The sequence below is a fragment of the Vibrio sp. 397 genome (genome assembly GCF_033339395.1).
Lineage (GTDB): Bacteria > Pseudomonadota > Gammaproteobacteria > Enterobacterales > Vibrionaceae > Vibrio > Vibrio alginolyticus.
On the sequence record NZ_JAWOUN010000002.1, the window covers coordinates 29,523 to 47,458 of the forward strand.

At 44.8% G+C, this 17,936-nt stretch carries 15 protein-coding genes; 11 read left to right on the plus strand and 4 right to left on the minus strand.

Features of this window, described 5'->3' with window-relative positions:
* Nucleotides 1–246: 246 nt before the first annotated feature.
* On the plus strand, nt 247–1,464 hold the full coding sequence (gene glgC / locus R7P36_RS03245) for a glucose-1-phosphate adenylyltransferase (protein ID WP_033906540.1): 1,218 nt from the start codon (nt 247–249) through the stop codon (nt 1,462–1,464).
* Nucleotides 1,465–1,561: 97 nt separating this feature from the next.
* On the opposite strand, the gene R7P36_RS03250 is transcribed toward glgC, so the two are convergent.
* Both R7P36_RS03250 and R7P36_RS03255 read right to left on the minus strand, forming a co-directional pair.
* Nucleotides 1,562–4,723, minus strand: a complete 3,162-nt coding sequence (locus tag R7P36_RS03250) for a chitinase C-terminal domain-containing protein (protein ID WP_318122010.1) — start codon at nt 4,721–4,723, stop codon at nt 1,562–1,564.
* Nucleotides 4,724–5,000: 277 nt separating this feature from the next.
* Entirely contained in the window at nt 5,001–5,882 is an 882-nt protein-coding gene (locus tag R7P36_RS03255; RefSeq protein ID WP_017634187.1) for an AraC family transcriptional regulator, read from the minus strand.
* Nucleotides 5,883–6,088: 206 nt separating this feature from the next.
* Between R7P36_RS03255 and R7P36_RS03260 the strand changes: the two genes are divergently transcribed.
* The 7 genes from R7P36_RS03260 (at nt 6,089) to R7P36_RS03290 (ending at nt 12,623) form a co-directional block, all read left to right on the plus strand.
* Nucleotides 6,089–7,237: an iron-containing alcohol dehydrogenase gene (locus R7P36_RS03260; protein WP_017634188.1), complete on the plus strand. Its 1,149-nt coding sequence runs from the start codon at nt 6,089–6,091 to the stop codon at nt 7,235–7,237.
* Between the two features lie 294 nt (nt 7,238–7,531).
* Nucleotides 7,532–8,188, plus strand: a complete 657-nt coding sequence (locus R7P36_RS03265) for a lysoplasmalogenase (RefSeq protein ID WP_005376394.1) — start codon at nt 7,532–7,534, stop codon at nt 8,186–8,188.
* Between the two features lie 162 nt (nt 8,189–8,350).
* Nucleotides 8,351–9,085 carry an amino acid ABC transporter ATP-binding protein gene (locus tag R7P36_RS03270; RefSeq protein ID WP_053307675.1) on the plus strand — a complete coding sequence of 245 codons (735 nt, stop codon included), beginning with the start codon at nt 8,351–8,353 and terminating at the stop codon, nt 9,083–9,085.
* Nucleotides 9,085–9,882 carry an amino acid ABC transporter permease gene (locus R7P36_RS03275; protein WP_171344627.1) on the plus strand — a complete coding sequence of 266 codons (798 nt, stop codon included), beginning with the start codon at nt 9,085–9,087 and terminating at the stop codon, nt 9,880–9,882. Before R7P36_RS03270 ends, R7P36_RS03275 begins: the two co-directional genes overlap by 1 nt.
* A gap of 9 nt (nt 9,883–9,891) precedes the next feature.
* A complete protein-coding gene (locus tag R7P36_RS03280) occupies nt 9,892–10,710 on the plus strand; it encodes a transporter substrate-binding domain-containing protein (RefSeq protein ID WP_213880725.1) in 819 nt (272 codons plus the stop codon).
* An 81-nt stretch (nt 10,711–10,791) separates the two neighbouring features.
* Complete coding sequence (locus R7P36_RS03285; RefSeq protein WP_017820957.1) at nt 10,792–11,712, plus strand: amino acid ABC transporter permease; 921 nt, start codon at nt 10,792–10,794, stop codon at nt 11,710–11,712.
* A gap of 92 nt (nt 11,713–11,804) precedes the next feature.
* A complete protein-coding gene (locus R7P36_RS03290; protein WP_017820958.1) occupies nt 11,805–12,623 on the plus strand; it encodes an EAL domain-containing protein in 819 nt (272 codons plus the stop codon).
* A 106-nt stretch (nt 12,624–12,729) separates the two neighbouring features.
* On the opposite strand, the gene R7P36_RS03295 is transcribed toward R7P36_RS03290, so the two are convergent.
* Nucleotides 12,730–13,263: an RNA-binding S4 domain-containing protein gene (locus tag R7P36_RS03295; RefSeq protein WP_005376400.1), complete on the minus strand. Its 534-nt coding sequence runs from the start codon at nt 13,261–13,263 to the stop codon at nt 12,730–12,732.
* A gap of 226 nt (nt 13,264–13,489) precedes the next feature.
* On the opposite strand from R7P36_RS03295, the gene R7P36_RS03300 reads away from it, so the two are divergent.
* Nucleotides 13,490–14,443: an endonuclease/exonuclease/phosphatase family protein gene (locus R7P36_RS03300; protein WP_213899974.1), complete on the plus strand. Its 954-nt coding sequence runs from the start codon at nt 13,490–13,492 to the stop codon at nt 14,441–14,443.
* A gap of 17 nt (nt 14,444–14,460) precedes the next feature.
* On the opposite strand, the gene cra is transcribed toward R7P36_RS03300, so the two are convergent.
* Nucleotides 14,461–15,441 (minus strand): catabolite repressor/activator, encoded by a 981-nt coding sequence (gene cra, locus R7P36_RS03305; RefSeq protein ID WP_062730994.1) that lies wholly within the window; start codon nt 15,439–15,441, stop codon nt 14,461–14,463.
* 373 nt (nt 15,442–15,814) lie between these two features.
* On the opposite strand from cra, the gene fruB reads away from it, so the two are divergent.
* Nucleotides 15,815–16,948: a fused PTS fructose transporter subunit IIA/HPr protein gene (fruB, locus tag R7P36_RS03310; RefSeq protein WP_213899973.1), complete on the plus strand. Its 1,134-nt coding sequence runs from the start codon at nt 15,815–15,817 to the stop codon at nt 16,946–16,948.
* Nucleotides 16,949–16,957: 9 nt separating this feature from the next.
* Nucleotides 16,958–17,929: a 1-phosphofructokinase gene (gene pfkB / locus R7P36_RS03315; RefSeq protein WP_042520798.1), complete on the plus strand. Its 972-nt coding sequence runs from the start codon at nt 16,958–16,960 to the stop codon at nt 17,927–17,929.
* The last annotated feature ends 7 nt before the right edge of the window (nt 17,930–17,936 follow it).

Here is a 17,936-nt window from a genome sequence, read left to right on the forward strand (position 1 = left end):
CTTTCTACAATTTTGCGCCAATTTGATGCACGGGCGATTTAGCGCTTCACTAATATGGTGCAGTTGTCTTACAGTGAAATTTTAACCTCCTTGATTTTTAAGGAGATATTCTATGGCTCGATTCTTGTAGTAGACTTTTCACTAATAAGCACATTAGCACATGCTTTTCAAAACCTCTGCGTTGCATACCACCTCCTTCAGGTTAGCACCGTTTTGATGCATGTCAGAAAAGGGAAAGGGAATACTATGGAAGACGCACTTGCCGTAATTTTAGCAGGAGGGATGGGGTCTAGACTCAGCCCACTCACCGATGACAGAACCAAGCCAGCCGTACCTTTTGGCGGAAAATATAGAATTATAGATTTCACACTAACCAATTGTTTACATTCGGGTTTACGCAAGATCCTTGTTTTAACCCAATATAAATCTCATTCACTTCAAAAACACTTACGAGACGGCTGGTCGATATTCAATCCAGAGCTAGGCGAGTACATCACTGCTGTTCCACCACAAATGCGCAAAGGTGGTGCATGGTATGAAGGAACCGCCGATGCGATTTATCACAACATGTGGTTGCTATCGCGAAACGATGCAAAGTATGTGGTTGTGTTATCCGGCGATCATATCTATCGAATGGACTACGCCGCAATGCTTGAAGAGCATAAAGAGAAAGGTGCTAAGCTCACCGTTGCCTGTATGGATGTTCCCGTAGAGGATGCTTCAGCATTCGGTGTAATGGGCACCGCAGAAAACGGGCTCGTTACTTCGTTTATAGAGAAACCTGAAACCCCACCTACTCTTCCTGGAAGCGCGACCAGAAGCCTTGTTTCTATGGGAATATATATCTTTGATATGGATGTTTTGAAAGAAGCGCTTGAAGAAGACTCAAAACTCGATTCATCAAGCCATGACTTCGGAAAAGACATCATACCTAAGCTGATTGATACCGAATCCGTTTACGCTTATCAATTCTGTGGCAGTAAAGGGCGCGTCGATAAAGATTGCTATTGGCGCGACGTGGGTACCATTGACTCCTTCTATGAAGCGAATATGGATCTACTAGAACCTGTGCCGCCAATGAACCTTTATCAGTCCAATTGGGCGATTCGTACTTACGAGCCGCAGTTTCCACCAGCTCGTACTGTATCGTCGGCCACGGGTAATGAAGGCATTTTTATTAACTCCATCATTGCTACCGGTGTCATCAATTCCGGAGGCTCAGTACAGCACTCCATAATCTCCTCTAACGTACGCATTCAAGATAGTGCAACGGTAGTCGATTCCATCATTTTTGATGACGTAGAAGTCGGTGAAGGAAGTCAGTTGGTCAACTGCATAGTTGATAAACATGTTCGTATTCCGCCACATACTCAAATTGGCATCAACAAACTTGAAGATGCGAAGCGATTTAAAATCTCAGACAAAGGTATTGTCGTCATACCCGAAAGTTACCAATTCGATTAAACGACAAACTATCACAACAAAAAAGCGCACGATAATCATCGTGCGCTTTTGTTTAAGTGCCTGTAAACATTAGGCTATAACAAATAATCCATAATAATTAGATGTTACATACCGTTGACCAGCTACCATCTGTACCCGGTTCAGCCGCTGTCCACCAGTTCGCTTGGTAAACCACACCGTTGTGGATGATCTTATCACCTTGGTTAGCGTGGCTTGGATTACCTGCCCAATCCGTTTGTGGCAGAGCTGGGTATGTCACTAAACCTGTCGTATCACACGTACCTGGTTCAGTGGTACCACCACCCGTGCCCGCATTGAGATCACCAATTGGTAGATCTGGCTGTTCAAACTTGAACGCAAACTCTTTACCACCAGAAATCACTGAGTAGTTAGCCGGACCAGAGATTGGTAGGTAGTAAACCATATCAAGCTCGTAAGTGCCGCCCGCTGGCAAGTCTTTCCATGCTGGTAGAGAGAACGACACACGGTGCATTACGCCATCTAAGCCACCAATGTTGTTTGCTCGAGTATGTCCAGAAGCAATCACTTTCAAACCACCACCTGATTGGTCTTTCGCGTTGTCCGGCGCAGATACTGGGATATCGAATTGGAATTCAGTACCGCCAGGGATCGCTTGACCAGTGTTGTTCGTAAACGTGATTTTTGGGTTAATTGGGTAGTTTTGGTCGCCAACTTTGAAGCCGCCAACACTAACAGTAATGTCTACTGCTTCAGTTGGTGTTGGACCAGTAGCTACTTTGTTACCGTAAGGCGTCGCAGACTTAAACTTGTCGTAGATAGCTTTGGTCATAGTGTTACCCATGTGGTATTCACCATTACCCGCCGCACAAGCTTGTTCAGTTGCATCTACTGCCGTACGATTACCATTTGCATCCAGTACGTAACAGTTGTAGTCACCTGCTAGTTCCCAGAACATGATACCGCCGATCTCTTTATCGATAACGTAATCGGCTTTCACCTCGATAGAAGCTTTATCTTCCGTAGATAGGAATACGCTCTTCTCTGCGTTCCACAACCAAGGTGCCACAGCAACGCTATCGTAATGACGAGTATAAGTACCAACAAACTTATCTGAAGGATCGTTGACAGGGTCAAGACCGTAAGCAGCTGCGTAAGAGCCCCAAATACCGTTTTCTAGGTTCTTAGCATGCCACATTGGGTTAGAACCAGCGCCCATTTCGTTTCCTTTAGGGTCGGTATCATGCCACATGTTGTCGATACCAATAGCGCCGTGACCACAGTTGTTCTTCTCACCTTCACCTGTGCCCGGTTGGCACTCTGCTTGGTTTGGTAGTGCCGCTCGGCCCCAAAGGCCATTTTCGCCACCAGCAACACCTTGCCAACCACGGGTGTAGTAAGGAACACCAATGTTGATACGACCTGCTGGCATAGAACCACGGAAGTAATGGTAAGCCCAGTCTGTGTTCAAGTAACCGATACCACCGTATGCAGCAGTGCCGTATACGTTCCACTGCGCTAACTCAGAGTCTTTACCTGTATCGAATAAAGCCGCGTTATGACCAACGTGATCATTCCAAGCCCCATGCAAGTCGTAAGACATGATGTTTACGTAGTCTAGGTACTTAGTTACATCGAAGGTTTCCATCCCACGTAGCAAGTAACCTGAAGATGGTGCTGCGATAGTCAGCATATAGTGAATGCCATCTTGCGCGGATGCCGCATCAAGTTTCTCACGCAGTACTTTCATCAGCTCTTGGTAAGACGCCCATAAATACTTACGACGTGGTTCCATGAAGTCTTTGTCGTAAGGGTTACCAGCACCAGCCATTGACGTCGGGTATTCATAGTCAATATCCAGGCCATCGAACTTGTACTGACGCATCATTTCAACGGCTGAAGTTGCGAACTTCTCAATACTAGCATGATTAATAGAACCGTCCGCATTCGTCGTCATGGTGTAGAAGCCACCATCAGCTACACGATCACCGTTCGTATCGAAGTGACCGCCCGTTTCAGCCCAACCACCAATCGAGATTAGCGTTTTAACATCATGTTTTTGCTTGTAAGTTGCTAGTGCACCAAAATGACCTTTAAAACCAAGAGCAGGATCTACCTCAACGCCTGGCCAAGTTTTACCTGTAGCAGGGTTGTTAGGATCATTTACGTCGCCAACGTTTACTTTGCCGTCAGAACCAATGCTCACAAACGCGTAGTTAATGTGAGTAAGTTGTTCCCAAGGAATGTCTTTAACAAGGTAAGTCGATTGTGGATCGTCACCTGCTCGCCAACTGGTGAAGTAGCCGATTACACGACGTGGGTGATCAGCCCCCATTTTCTCACGGCCTTCTTCGTCATAAATAGAACAGTAAGGAACATCTACACCCGTTGTTTGATAAAGACCATCAGGACGACAATTAGATGTCACTGCGCCGCCGTTTACCGTTAACGTTGCAAGTGCAGAATCTGCTGTTGCTCCAGCATCATCGGTTGCTCTCGCATAAACACTTAATGAGCCAGCTTGTGAAGGGGTTACATCCAGCGTGTATGGTGCTGTTGTAGCAGTGCCAGCAAGCACACCTGCAACATAAAAATCAACTTTAGCAACGGTACCATCCGCATCCGTAGCATTTGCAGTCAGTGTGACGGAACCACCCAGGTCAATAGAGTTCGCAGAAAGCACGACATCCACTGTCGGCGCTTCGTTACCAGGTTGCGCTGATGCCACAGTTAACGTCACAACACTTGCCGTACTAACGGCACCTGCATCGTCATAGGCCTTGGTAGAGAACTCGTGCTGTCCTTCAGTTGCTGTCCACGATGCAGCATACGGCGCAGACGTTGCCTGACCAACTAATACACCATCAACAAAGAACTCTACTTTGCTAACAGTCCCATCAGTATCTGCCGCATCTGCAGCTAGGTTAACAACATCACCCGCAGTCACAGAAGCCGACGCAGAAGGCGATGTCAGAGTAACCGTCGGGACTTCATTCTGAGGTGGATCAACCGGTCCAGTGCCATCACAAGCGCCAAGTGTTTCCCACTCGCCCCACTCACCAGATTGCGCTGGATTGTTGTTTTGCGTCCAGTAACGCGCTTTATAAGCATTACCTTCATGCTGAACTTGGTCGCCACCGTTATAAACTTTTGATGATTGCCAAGTTTCTAGAGGGGCACAGTCAACTGCTGCGTAGCTATTGAAGGCCATAAGACAAGAAGCGGTGAGTGTGCTTAGTGTGAACACGTTTTTCACTGCGTTGCCGTTTTTAAGGTGCATAATCGCTCTTCCTTAAGTTATTGTTAAAACAATACTAAATGCGCTAAACGAAGCGCATCTATACTTTTATTTCGACGTAAAATAACTTAAGTACAAGTTGGTGATTTCACACTATCTATTTACGAGTTTTCCACACCGCCTCGCAACAATCCACTAAATGATTGCAACAACGTACCTATTATTTGGCACCAGTAACTAATTTTATAACTTAAATAAATATGTCACTCGCAAATTAATAAAAAAGGTAAAAAAAGTCGCCATTTTGAAATAAAGATCACTAAGCCTTTGTTGACCTTGGCGTTTCATTAAAATGGCGCTTGTACTCGCGACTAAACTGTGATGGGCTCGTGTACCCAACCATTCTCGCTGCATCATTAACACGTCGCCCCTCTAACTGGATCAATTCGCGCGCTTTGTTAAGTCGAACTTTCTTAATATATTGCAACGGAGATTCAAGCGTGACATTGCGAAATGCTTGATGGAAAGCAGACACACTCATGTTGGCTTCTTCAGCCAATGCTTGTACGTTCAACTGTTCGTGATACGCTTGATGTACACGATTTAGTGCTTTAGCTACCCTCGCGTAAGAACCTTCTTGATGTGCTAGGTCAAATAAAACATACCCCTCTTTGCTCACCAAAGTACGATACACAATTTCCTCAAGAAGCAGCTCGCCAAGCATGATGACATCAAGCTCGTCACACATTGCTTTCATTAACCGCTTGCACGCATCCAACATACCTTCATTCATACGTACCGACTTAAGGCCGCAACGGGTCGCATCCAGACACTTATTACTGAATTTCTCACCCTCTAATTTTTTAACGAGTTTATGAAGAAGCGTTGGCGAAATATCTATCGAAATGCCAAGTAAAGGCTCATTGTTTGTCGCAAACGCTTCGCACTCTAGTGGCATGGGAACCCCGACAACAAGGTAATCATCGGGCCCATATTGCACTGGTGTATCACCAATATGAATGTTCTTATGCCCTTGACCCAATACGATGATGCCGGACTGATAGACAAACGGCTGGCGATGATTCCCTTTGCTACTGCGATAAAACCATACGCCATCTATCGCTGTTTTCTTCATACCTTCTAGGTCATGCAGCCCCTGCTTTTCAACATATTGCTGCATGATATCTGCGAGAGTGTGCATTAGAGCGCTCCATCAATGACCAACGAGTTTGGTCTCTATTATCGTTTCGAGCACTATACTTCCTCTCGACTTTAACTTTCTAGCTCAAGAGCATTAATTTTGTAGAAATAGGCAAATTATTTGCAGAAATCGACCTGTTAACCATCGTTAATCAGGACTAATATGCATGTATTCAATCTCCTTCACTGGAAGCAAGAGGGCTAATAATGAACTTTTCTTATGTAAACCCAACCAAGATTTTCTTTGGTCAAAAACAAATCGCAGCAATCAAAGAAGCTATCCCATCCGACCAAAAAGTTTTAGTGGTATACGGTGGTGGCTCCATCAAAAAAAATGGCGTGTACGACCAAGTAGCGGAAGCTCTTGAGGGACATGAATGGCTAGAGTTTTCAGGTGTTGAACCAAACCCAACCAAAGAAACACTCGATAAAGCAGTCGCAATGGTAAAAGAGCATGGCGTTGACTTTATTTTAGCGGTAGGTGGTGGTTCAGTCATCGATGGCTCCAAATACGTAGCAGCGGCATCAAAGTATGATGGTGATGGTTGGGATATCATGATTGGTAAGCACCAAGTCACTGAAGCGACGCCTCTAGCTGCAATTTTGACATTGCCAGCAACAGGCTCAGAGTCAAACATGGGCGCAGTTATCACTAAAAAAGAAACTCAAGACAAACTTCCGTTCATGTCTCCAGCAGTGCAGCCAAAATTTGCCGTGTTAGACCCAGATGTAATGAAAACACTGCCAGAACGCCAGCTTATCAACGGCATTGTTGACGCATGGGTGCACGTATGTGAGCAATACTTGACGCTTCCTACCGGTGCAATGGTTCAAGATGGTTACGCAGAAACACTGCTGAAAACCTTAAAAACACTCGGAGAACAGTTTGCGGAACGAGACGACGATATGTGGCGCGCAAACTTAATGTGGTCTGCTAACCAAGCATTGAATGGGTTAATTGGTAGTGGCGTTCCACAAGACTGGGCGACACATATGATCGGCCATGAATTAACCGCTCTATGGGGCGTTGATCATGCGCGTTCTCTTGCAATTGTCCAACCATCGTTACTTCGTAACCAAATGCAGTTTAAGCGCCCTAAGTTAGAACAAATGGGTCGCAACGTATTTGCTCTTGAAGCAGGTGAGGATTTAGCAGAGCGCACAATCGAAGCTATCGAAGCGTTTTATCATCAACTTGATGTCGCAACTAAGCTCGAAAACTATGGTGAGAGCCGTGAACAAGCTATCGATGCCATCATTGATCAACTAAACAAACACGGCATGACTGTTTTAGGTGAAAACCAGGCGATCACACTTGAACGTAGCCGAGAAATCTTAGAGTTAGCTGTCTCATAACTGCAACAATTCTTCACTGCCCTTCCTAGGGTTTAACGGTATTGTGACTTAACAGTCACAATACCGTTTTTTTATGCTATTTTGTAAGCCACATCACGTTCAAAACGAGGAGGCTTCTAAAAACAACGATTCCCTCCAGACAAAAAATCGGCCGTGTTGGTTAGTAAAGAGACAACTGTCCAGCTTTACACAAATAAAAATAATTGAGATCAAAGAACGAGTTAACTCGTTAATTAAGTTTTGATTTGTTGTAGTGATGTACTACATAATTTTGTCTGTTCGAGAAAACACTTTATGTGGCTAGTTGTTGTCGTATTAGCATTCATACATATCATCAGTATCCGTAAAGGCTCTAAATGGCTCTTTTACGTTTCTAAACCATTACCAGTGCTCTGTATGCTTGGTATTTTAATTCAGTCCCCGGCTTACCCAATGCCATATGCGCATTGGATTTTGATTGGCTTATCGCTCTCGTTGCTTGGTGACGTGTTATTAATGCTCCCTAGAGACAAGTTCATTACAGGATTAGTGCTCTTTTGCTCTGCCCATCTCTCCTATAGTTATGGTTTTGCCATCATGTCAGCGTGGCATTTTACACCTTGGCTCCCAATTGCCTTGTTCGGACTCGGTATATGCGTCTACTGGTTGTTCCGACCGGATCTCGGTAAAGAGAAACGGCCAGTTGCCAGTTATATATTGGTACTGATGACTATGTGCTGGGCTTCGATCGAGTATTATTTGAGTGGGAAAACACAATCCTCCTCCTTTGCAGTGCTCGGAAGCTTTATCTTTATTATCTCTGGCATCGTATTGGCTTTCGAACGCTTTGGAGGACGGTCAATATTTTCACGACAAGTTGTCATGGTGACCTACTATTCTGCACAGACATTAATGGTTATGTCTGTTGTTGCGATTGTTGTTCGTTATCCGTATCTCGTTGAACTGAGTTAGTCATACTCTAGACTGCACCAACATTAAAGAAACATGGATGTATCTTGTAAGCGATCTGAATAGAGTCTTAAAATCATCGCCTAAACATTAGCTTATTCTTAATGAAATTACGCGCACAACTTGCTATTGTAAAAGGATATTTTTCCGTTATAGCGTGCCCCTTTGAAAGAGAATACTCCCGTCGTTGAGTTTAGCGACGTAAATAAGTGGTATGGCGATTACCACGCTCTAAAAGACATCAACTTCTCCGTGCATTCTGGCGAGATCGTCGTGGTGTGTGGCCCTTCAGGTTCCGGAAAATCAACGCTCATTCGTTGCATCAATCATCTTGAATCGATTCAAGAAGGCCAGCTTCATGTGTTCGACCAGCCTTCTCACGCAAAATCTCTCAAGCCCGGTAAAATCGGCATGGTGTTCCAACACTTTCACCTTTTTCCTCACTTGACTGTACTGGAAAACCTCACCTTAGCGCCGATTCGCACACTCAAATTATCAAAACAAGAAGCTGAAAAACGCGCAAAACATTACCTAAAGCGAGTCAATATTGAAGAGCAAGCGAGTAAGTATCCAATCCAGCTTTCTGGCGGTCAGCAGCAACGCGTCGCGATTGCCCGCTCCTTGTGTATGGAACCGGATTTACTCCTGTTTGACGAGCCAACTTCAGCGCTTGATCCGGAAATGATCAACGAAGTGTTGGATGTCATGGTTGAGCTGGCTCAAAGCGGAATGACGATGATTTGCGTCACGCATGAAATGGGATTTGCCAAAAAAGTAGCGAACCGCGTGGTATTTATGGACGAAGGCCAAATCGTGGAAATGAACTCTCCAGTCGCCTTATTTGAGACACCACAGCATCCACGAACCCAAGCATTTTTGAACCAAATTTTAAGTTACTGATGATAGTTCGCGTAATCAAACCTGTCCTTCAAGCTTTACTGCAAATGACGCTCCTCTTCATCGCGATTGTGTGGGTGTTGGACTCTGGTGCCGACGCTATGGGCTATCAATGGCAATGGGAGCGCGTACCTGATTACATCGCTTTTTATGAAGATGGCGAATGGTGGCCGGCAGAACTTATTGATGGGCTATTGGTCACGCTTAACATCTCGGCTATTAGTCTATTTTTTACCTTAGTATTAGGGTTGGTTACCGCGTTACTAAGGCTTAGCGATTCGAAAGTCGGCAATGTTATTGGTACCACTTATGTCGAAGTAATACGTAACACGCCGTTGTTGGTGCAAATCTATTTACTCTACTTCGTGTTTGGCCCCGTGATTGGTTTGGACCGATTCAGTACCGCCGTTTTGGCATTATCCCTTTTCCAAGGTGCCTACACCGCGGAAATATTCCGTGCAGGTTTAAACAGTATTCCTAAAGGGCAATTCGAAGCAGCACAAACTCTCGGACTATCACCGTTTTACACCTACAAAGACGTAATTTTTCCTCAGGTTTTACAGCGCACATTACCGCCATTAACCAATGAAGTGGTTTCTTTGATCAAAAACTCTTCCATTGTAAGCGTGATGGCGATTTTTGATCTAACAACACAGGCACGCAACATCGTCTCAGAGACGGCGATGCCGTTTGAAATTTGGTTTACCGTGGCAGCAATTTATCTTGCTCTCACTCTGTCACTTTCTGGCTTGTCTGCATGGCTAGAACACAAACTCGGAGCCAGTTGGCGCAAATTATAAGGAGATAACATGAAGTTATTCAAAGCGACCATTACTGCATTATTAGGGCTAGCCATCGCTATGCCTACTCTCGCGAAAGAAGGTGTTGCCACACCCAATGTAGATCAAATCAAAGAACGAGGCACTTTGCGCGTTGGTATGTCAACATTTGTACCTTGGGCAATGCGTAACAAGCAAGGTGAGTTAATCGGTTTTGAAATCGATGTTGCCAAACGCTTAGCACAAGATTCAGGTTTGAAAGTGGAATTCGTACCGACTGCATGGGATGGCATTATTCCCGCATTACTGGCGAAAAAGTTCGACGTGATCATTGGTGGCATGTCTGTTACGCCTGAACGCTCCAAAAGCGTCTTGTTTACTGAGCCCTACTCGCACTCAGGCGTTCAAGTAGCAGCAAACAAAGAACTCGCCTCTGGTTTTAGCGAATTTTCGGATTTTGATTCACGACGCGTAAAAATTGCGGCTCGTCGCGGCGCATTCACCGTTCAAGTAGCCAGAGAAACCTTCCCGAAAGCGAAGATCCTGCAATTCGATGACGACGCACAAGCGTTCCAAGAGGTGCTGAATGGTAACGCCCACGCGGTCATTGCTTCTAGCCCAAAACCAGAACATGAGACAGTGAAACACAGCGACAAACTATTCCTTCCATTCTCTGAGCGACTATCACAAGGTAACGAAGCCTTTGCAGTTCGTTTGGGGGAAGAAGATAAAAAGGCCTTTTTCAATAAATGGATTGAAGCAAGAACCCAAGATGGATGGTTAAAACAACGTTATGAATACTGGTTCTCGACATTAGATTGGCAAGATCAAGTCGCGCAAGGCCAGTAATCTTAATGGCTCGTGGACGCCGCGAGCCTATACTCTCCAATCATTCATTTTACTTTTCCATAACTTATCGGAGTCAAATTTTTGGGCGAACACACTACCACTCGCACAGCACCCGCGAAATCCAGCACAGGCTACCTTTTACCGCAATTAAACACACTAGACTGGGTACTACTTGTTATGTGCGGTATCGGTGGTGTTTGGCTGTACCATCGGTCCGCTGTTGGTGTGCATTATTTGTGGCAGTGGAAAGAGGCGCTTGAATTACTTTTCACACCTAGAGCAGATGGTGGTTTGCCCTACTTCTTCCAAGGTTTGATTTCGACGTTAAGGCTCAGTATTTGGGGCATCAGCTTCGCATTAGTGTTTGGCACTTTGTTAGGCTTAGCACGCTTCTCTCGTTCCGTTTGGTTGCGCACACCTGCCAATGCGTTTATCCAGTTAGTGAGAAACATCCCTCCGTTGGTGTTTGTTTTTATTTTCTACTTTTTCATTTCTAACCAATTGATCCCGTTACTCGGTTTGGAAGATCTTCTACGAAACTACAACGGCGAACCAAATGCGCTACAGCGCTTTCTGTTTGGGCCTTCTAACCTTTGGGAAAACCTTGCCTCTGGCGTGTTATGCGTCGGCTTACTCTCTTCTGCCTACATTGCAGAAGTTGTGCGCGGTGGTTTACAAAGTATCGACCAAGGTCAGTGGGAGGCGGCTGACTCATTGGGCTTGTCTCGATGGGTGAAATACCGATTTGTTATCGCGCCACAGGTGCTTAAATCAATAACACCTGCACTTGCCGGTCAAACCATCTCTTTGGTGAAAGACACCTCTATTGTTTCACTGATTTCGATACAAGAAATGACGTTTGTTGGGACAGAGATGGCAAATTCATCAGGGTATATATTTGAAATTTGGTTGATTGTCGGCCTTGCTTACTTCTTAATCTGTTTTGGTCTGTCACTTATTTTCCGCCATATTGAAGCAAAATCGGAAGCCATTTCAAATTAACTCAACCGCATATGTAATTAGGCACATTTGATTCTTCAAATCAGAATTGCACCCTGTTACATTGGCAAGATGCTAAATTTTCGGCGTTTTTCATGGAGTTAAAGAATCAATCCGACTACGAGCGATACATAAAACAAGATAATCTTGGTGAATATTACGTAGTTCTCAATCAATTCACTTTTCACAGTGTTTATCAGCCAATTTTTGATAGACGCCAACGTATTATTGGTATGGAAGCCTTACTGCGTATTCGTGGCATTGATGGTTCCCTAATTCGTCCTGACGTGTTTCTGGCCAATAATGGTCTTGATCCCTACTTTCGCTTATGTGTAGAGTTTTTATCTAGAGCAATGCACATTCGAAATTTCGCACGCTATTTCGCAGGGACGCCGATCAAACTGTTTCTTAACGTCATGCCTCAAACGCTACTCACACTAACCAAAGACATGGGCTTTAAAGATAACGGCCTGCTTTACAAACGCCTTTCCGAACTTGGTATGAGCCCATCAGACGTAGTTTTTGAAGTAGTCGAAGAGTCATGCGGAGATACGGATTTATTAATCAAAGCCGTACAGTTAATGAAAGCAAATGGTTTTATCTTTGCTATCGATGATTTTGGCGCCCAACATTCTGATATCGCACGTGTTCAGCAGCTCTGCCCTGACATCATCAAAATCGATCGTTCCTATTTGCTAGACTACTGCGCCGGAGAAACCTTTTCCATACATAGCGCCGTTGATCTAGCGGATCATATGGGAGCAAAAGTCATTATAGAAGGGGTTGAAGAAGACGTGCAGCTACAAGCTATGTATCAACTTAATTTGGATTATTACCAAGGCTTTTACTTAGGAAAGCCTTGCGCCATTCATCACTGGACAGATAGCCTAAACATCGAGACGACAGTGCATTAACACTGCCCACTTACAGCACAGTGAAACCAAAAAAGCGCCGATATAATATGCTCGGCGCTTTTTAGTTTTACTCAGATGTCACTTATTTAGTTAAGCGTTCATTTCCCTAGAAAAAATCAATAGAATTACGTCCGCTCTTCGGATCACGAGTGGCTTGCGGTTTGTCTTCTTTTTTGCCTTTCTTAGCAGACTGAGACAACGCTTCTTTCTGCGCTTTACGCTCTTTATGTGCCGCTTTACGGCCTGTTGATTTAGGCCCAGAGGCTTTAGGTGACTTACTTTGACGAGACTTGTCTTTACGAGAAGACTGTGCTTCTTTTTTCGCTTTCTTTTCTGCTTTTTGCTCTGCCGTTTCAGGTTCGGTTACTGGCGCATCGCAAACCACAACATAATATTCCTGGTTAAACTCAAAAAAGTCACCATCATACATCTTGCGGCGCTTACGTGTTTCTAGTTCACCATTCACCGCAACGTAGCCTTCCTCGATGATATGTTTTGCTTCGCCGCCACCGCTGACCAAGTTTGCGATTTTAAAAAGCTTGTACAGTTCGATTGGATGCGCATCAACATCGATGCCAATCGCTTCGATCTCAATCTCTTCGCCTTCTAAATACTCTTCGTGGTCGTAATCTTGGGTCATGTTACTTACTCTTACTATTTGATGCCCTGAAGTTTAAACGCAATGCTTAAAAATAGAAGCCTCTGCCGATGTTCAATCACCGATTCGCCTTGGCGTTTGAGCACCTCTTAACCCATTTAACTTGTCGCTTGTTAGCTTGTATACCGATGCGTAGCTCAAACGAAGATGCAATTACGCAACCTGAAGGTATATACTCTCTAAGTTATTGTTGAAAAGAGCGAATACTTTGTCTCAACCAAGTAGAATTACCTTTGTCACTGCGAACTTGTTTAATTTTGTCGCACCGCCTAACGCCTACTATGATTTCGAGAACATATACTCGTTAGAGCAATGGCGAGACAAACTTTCGTGGACGCAACGTCAAGTTGAAAAACTGGAAGGCGACGTGATTGGCTTACAAGAAGTATTCAGTATCGAGAAGACCCAGGCATTCTTTTCAACCATCGGCTACCCCTACTTTGCGACCGTTGACACTCCACATGTTGAGGATGAGTACATTTACTCAAGCCCTGTTGTGGCAATCGCATCTCGGTTTCCAATAGAAAAAGTACAAGCGGTAGAGTTTGACTTAGCAACGCTTGAGCCTTTTGGAGTAAGTGTTGTTCCAGAGTTCAGTCGCAAACCTATCTATGCCCAAGTAATACATCCTGTACTTGGTCATATCGCCGTTTACGTAACGCACCTGAAATCTCAACGCCCGGCCGACTCAGAACAACCAGAAACGTCTAGCACGATTATTGGGCGCTGGTTATCCACCCAGCAAAGAGGCTGGGAAGCAGCGATGTTAAGAGACGCGATGCAAAAGAGGTATCGAAAAGAACCAATGCCGACAGTGTTAATGGGCGATATGAATCAACCTATCACTCCTATCAGCGTTAACAGCGCATTGGTATCCAATACTGGTGACAGCGTCACTGAATTACAACTCAAAGATGGTTGGTTATTGCAAAGTGACACCCTGAAGGATGAACGCCCAGCCACGCACTATCATTTTTCCACTGGGAATGTACTCGACTATATCTTGCTCTCACAAGAGTTTGATACCTTATCAGATATATCGGTTGCCGAGGTTGTTGACTATCACGTGTCTAACCAACATCTGATCAACCCGATTTATGACAGAGATAAAAACGCCAGCGACCACGCATTTGTAGCGCTGACGGCTGAAGTAAAGCTTTGAGCAACCTATTTAGTTACTTAGTGACGTTTCACAATTTTACGCGGGATAAGTTCTACGCCAGGCTTGTAACGCTTAGCGGAAGCGTTGAGTGCTAACTCCATTGCGCTGTCCGCGATCAACTCAAACTGTTGAGGCAAAGAGTTGATTTTCACAGGCAAGAAGTCCAGCAGTCGATTATCACCAAATGTCGCTAAACGCACCTTTCCCATCAGTTCTGGTTTTTCTAGCATTACATCCAACACACCTTCTAACAGTGTGTATGACGTTGTAACAATGGCATCTGGCAATGCGTTCTCTGTTAACCATCTCTCTAAGACTTTCTTGCCTTCTTCCCGGGAGAAGTGTTGTCCATAACCCACTGTTGCCGTTTTACCACCTTGTTGAGAAGCAGATAGAAAACCAAGCTCACGCTCTTTTGAGACTTGAAGATCTTGCAATGCACCGATTAAGCCAATGGACTTAATATCCTCTGACAGTACTGACTGAGTGAGTTCAAGTGCGGCATCAAAATCTTCGCTGATGACACAACAAAAGTGCTCATCATCCATTGGACGGTCTAGCGCGATAACTGGCGTACCAGAATTTTGCAACTTAAGATAATACTCGTTTGCAGTGGGCATACCACTTGCCACAAACAACGCATCAATACGACGACTGACTAATGCTTCCGCCACCTTTTGCTCTGTATCAGGATCATCATCAGAGCAGCCAATCAAAATTTGGTACCCCGCTTTCCGAGAGTTTTGCTCTATCAGCTTTGCAAGACGCGCATAACTGGTGTTCTCTAAGTCTGGGATGATAAGCCCAAATGAGCGTGAATTACCTGCCCGCAAGGAAGACGCCGCATGATCTGGCTTATAATTGTACTCTTCTACAACGGCCATCACCTTTTTCTGAGTCTTCTCGCTGATGCGGTATTTCTGCGCTTTTCCGTTAATCACATAGCTTGCAGTTGTCTTAGAAACACCCGCTAATTTGGCTATTTCATCCAGTGTCATATTCTAAACCTTATTCTGTGCGCGCGATCATATTAATACATCAACGATCTTTCGATAAGTTGAATTATAAGCTGAACCGATTCAGTATAAAAGCTGAAAGGATTCAGCAAAACTTAAAAATTGACGTAAATCACCCGAACACGCAACAAACCAATTTGTGAGCTAGGCTATAGGACAGCGGCAAAGGCTCGTTTGTTAACGTCAGTTTTTAAAACAGTTTTTCTGAGTCTTTTAAAAAATTTACCAACAAGCTGAATCGATTTAGCTTGAAATATAAAAGGTTTGAGGAGTGATAAGCGCTCAGAAGAAGCGGCGTTCAACTTCTCACACAGAATACATTTTTAAATTGATACCTTAAGGCTGGAGAAGCACCATGCTTAAGCTAAATAAGAACGACATTACCCTCTCGCAATCAGCGACAGATAAGTTTGAAGCAATAAAGAGTATTGCTCATAGCCTGACTGATAAAGGCCTAGTTGAGCAAGGTTACGTTGAAGGCATGCTAAACCGTGAAAACCAAAACTCTACGTTTTTGGGGAACGGTATTGCCATACCGCACGGTACAACCGACACTCGTGCAATGGTGAAAACAACGGGTGTTGCTGTGCACCACTTCCCACAAGGTGTCGACTGGGGTGATGGCAATACTGTGTTCGTCGCTATCGGTATCGCAGCTAAATCTGATGAGCACCTTGGCATTCTTAAACAGCTCACCAAAGTGCTAGGCGCAGATGGCGTAGAAGAGCGTCTGCGTAATGCAAAAAACGAAGACGAGATCATCGCCCTACTGCACGGTGATGTTCAGCTTGAAGCAGACTTTGACGCTTCTTTAATTCAACTGATGTTCCCTGCGAGCGACATGCTACAGATGAGTGCTGTTGCTGGTGGTCTGTTGAAAAATACGGGATGTGCTGATAACGAATTCGTTGCAGATCTCGTTACCAAACAACCAACTCACTTATGTAATGGCCTGTGGTTAATTGGCAGTGACAAACATGTCACTCGCACAGGTGTGTCATTTGTCTCGACGGCAAACGACTGCGAATATGAAGGTCAAAAAGTGCGTGCACTTGTCGCGTTCGCAGCATGTAACAATGCTCACCAACCTATCCTAAAAACGCTTTCTAATATTTTGTTTAACAATGAACACGGCAAGCTTTTAGATGCATCAGTAGAACAGATTCTTGCTTTGTTCAAAGGTGAAGAAGTCACAGCCGCACCTTCAGAAGAAGGCAATACCGCTGTATTTAAAATCAAAAACTCTCACGGCCTACATGCTCGTCCGGGGGCAATGTTAGTCGCAGAAGCGAAAAAGTTTGAATCCACTATACGTGTTGCCAACTTAGACGGAGATGGAAAAGCAGTAAACGCGAAGAGCCTAATGAAAGTCATCGCGCTGGGCGTTAAGCACGGTCACCAACTTCAATTTACAGCAGAAGGCCCTGATGCGCCGCAAGCCTTGGAGTCTATCGGAAATGCAATCGCTTCTGGCCTTGGTGAAGGTTAAGGATCCGATATGACAAACAAAACAAATAAGGTTGTCACTATTACGCTCAACCCGGCATTGGATTTAACAGGTTCAGTAAATGAACTAAACGTTGGTTCCGTGAGTTTAGTACAGCAAAGCAATCTCCACGCTGCAGGTAAAGGTGTCAACGTAGCAAAAGTGTTGAGCGATTTAGGCGCAGATGTCACGGTTACCGGCTTTCTTGGTAAAGATAACCCTGAGCTATTCCATCAGCTTTTCAATGACATCGGCGTTAAGAATGAGTTTGTAGAAGTACAAGGTGCCACTCGTATCAACGTCAAGCTCGTTGAGGCTAATGGAAACGTTAGTGACATTAACTTCCCTGGTGTTCAAGTTACGGCAGAAGAAATCGCGCGCTTTGAAGAAACCCTATTCCGCCTTGCTGAAACACACGATTACTTTGTATTGGCAGGCAGCCTACCGGGCGGTGTTACTGCAGAGCAATGCGCTGCATGGATAGAAGCACTGCATCAACAAGGCAAAAAGGTGTTGTTCGACAGTAGCAAAGCCGCATTGAAGTCAGGTATTGATGCTCACCCATGGTTAATTAAACCTAACGATGAAGAACTTGGTGATTTTGTTGGCGAACATCTAGCAACACCTGAACAGTGCCAAGCTGCAGCGCAAACACTGAGCGACAAAGGCATAGAAAACATCGTGGTTTCTATGGGACCTGACGGTGTTATGTGGCTCAACCAAGGCGAATGGCTTAGTGCAAAACCGCCTCGAATGCATGTCGTGAGCACCGTTGGCGCAGGCGATACGCTGGTCGCTGGCTTGTGTTGGGGCCACATGCAACTGATGCCTAAAAACGATTTATTGCGCTTCGCTACGGCACTTTCTGCTTTGGCAGTTAGTCAAGTTGGCGTAGGGCTAACCAGTCAGGAAGAACTGGAAAATATCAAGCGACAAACTGAAGTTAGCGCGCTTTACCCTATTACAAACTTAGAACAAAACTAAGGAACAG

Bases quoted from the DNA above. Each gene is read 5' to 3' on its own strand.
- glgC (WP_033906540.1), top strand. From the start codon at position 247: ATGGAAGACGCACTTGCCGTAATTTTAGCAGGAGGGATGGGGTCTAGA.
- R7P36_RS03250 (WP_318122010.1), bottom strand. From the start codon at position 4,723: ATGCACCTTAAAAACGGCAACGCAGTGAAAAACGTGTTCACACTAAGC.
- R7P36_RS03255 (WP_017634187.1), bottom strand. From the start codon at position 5,882: ATGCACACTCTCGCAGATATCATGCAGCAATATGTTGAAAAGCAGGGG.
- R7P36_RS03260 (WP_017634188.1), top strand. From the start codon at position 6,089: ATGAACTTTTCTTATGTAAACCCAACCAAGATTTTCTTTGGTCAAAAA.
- R7P36_RS03265 (WP_005376394.1), top strand. From the start codon at position 7,532: ATGTGGCTAGTTGTTGTCGTATTAGCATTCATACATATCATCAGTATC.
- R7P36_RS03275 (WP_171344627.1), top strand. From the start codon at position 9,085: ATGATAGTTCGCGTAATCAAACCTGTCCTTCAAGCTTTACTGCAAATG.
- R7P36_RS03280 (WP_213880725.1), top strand. From the start codon at position 9,892: ATGAAGTTATTCAAAGCGACCATTACTGCATTATTAGGGCTAGCCATC.
- R7P36_RS03290 (WP_017820958.1), top strand. From the start codon at position 11,805: ATGGAGTTAAAGAATCAATCCGACTACGAGCGATACATAAAACAAGAT.
- R7P36_RS03295 (WP_005376400.1), bottom strand. From the start codon at position 13,263: ATGACCCAAGATTACGACCACGAAGAGTATTTAGAAGGCGAAGAGATT.
- cra (WP_062730994.1), bottom strand. From the start codon at position 15,441: ATGACACTGGATGAAATAGCCAAATTAGCGGGTGTTTCTAAGACAACT.
- fruB (WP_213899973.1), top strand. From the start codon at position 15,815: ATGCTTAAGCTAAATAAGAACGACATTACCCTCTCGCAATCAGCGACA.
- pfkB (WP_042520798.1), top strand. From the start codon at position 16,958: ATGACAAACAAAACAAATAAGGTTGTCACTATTACGCTCAACCCGGCA.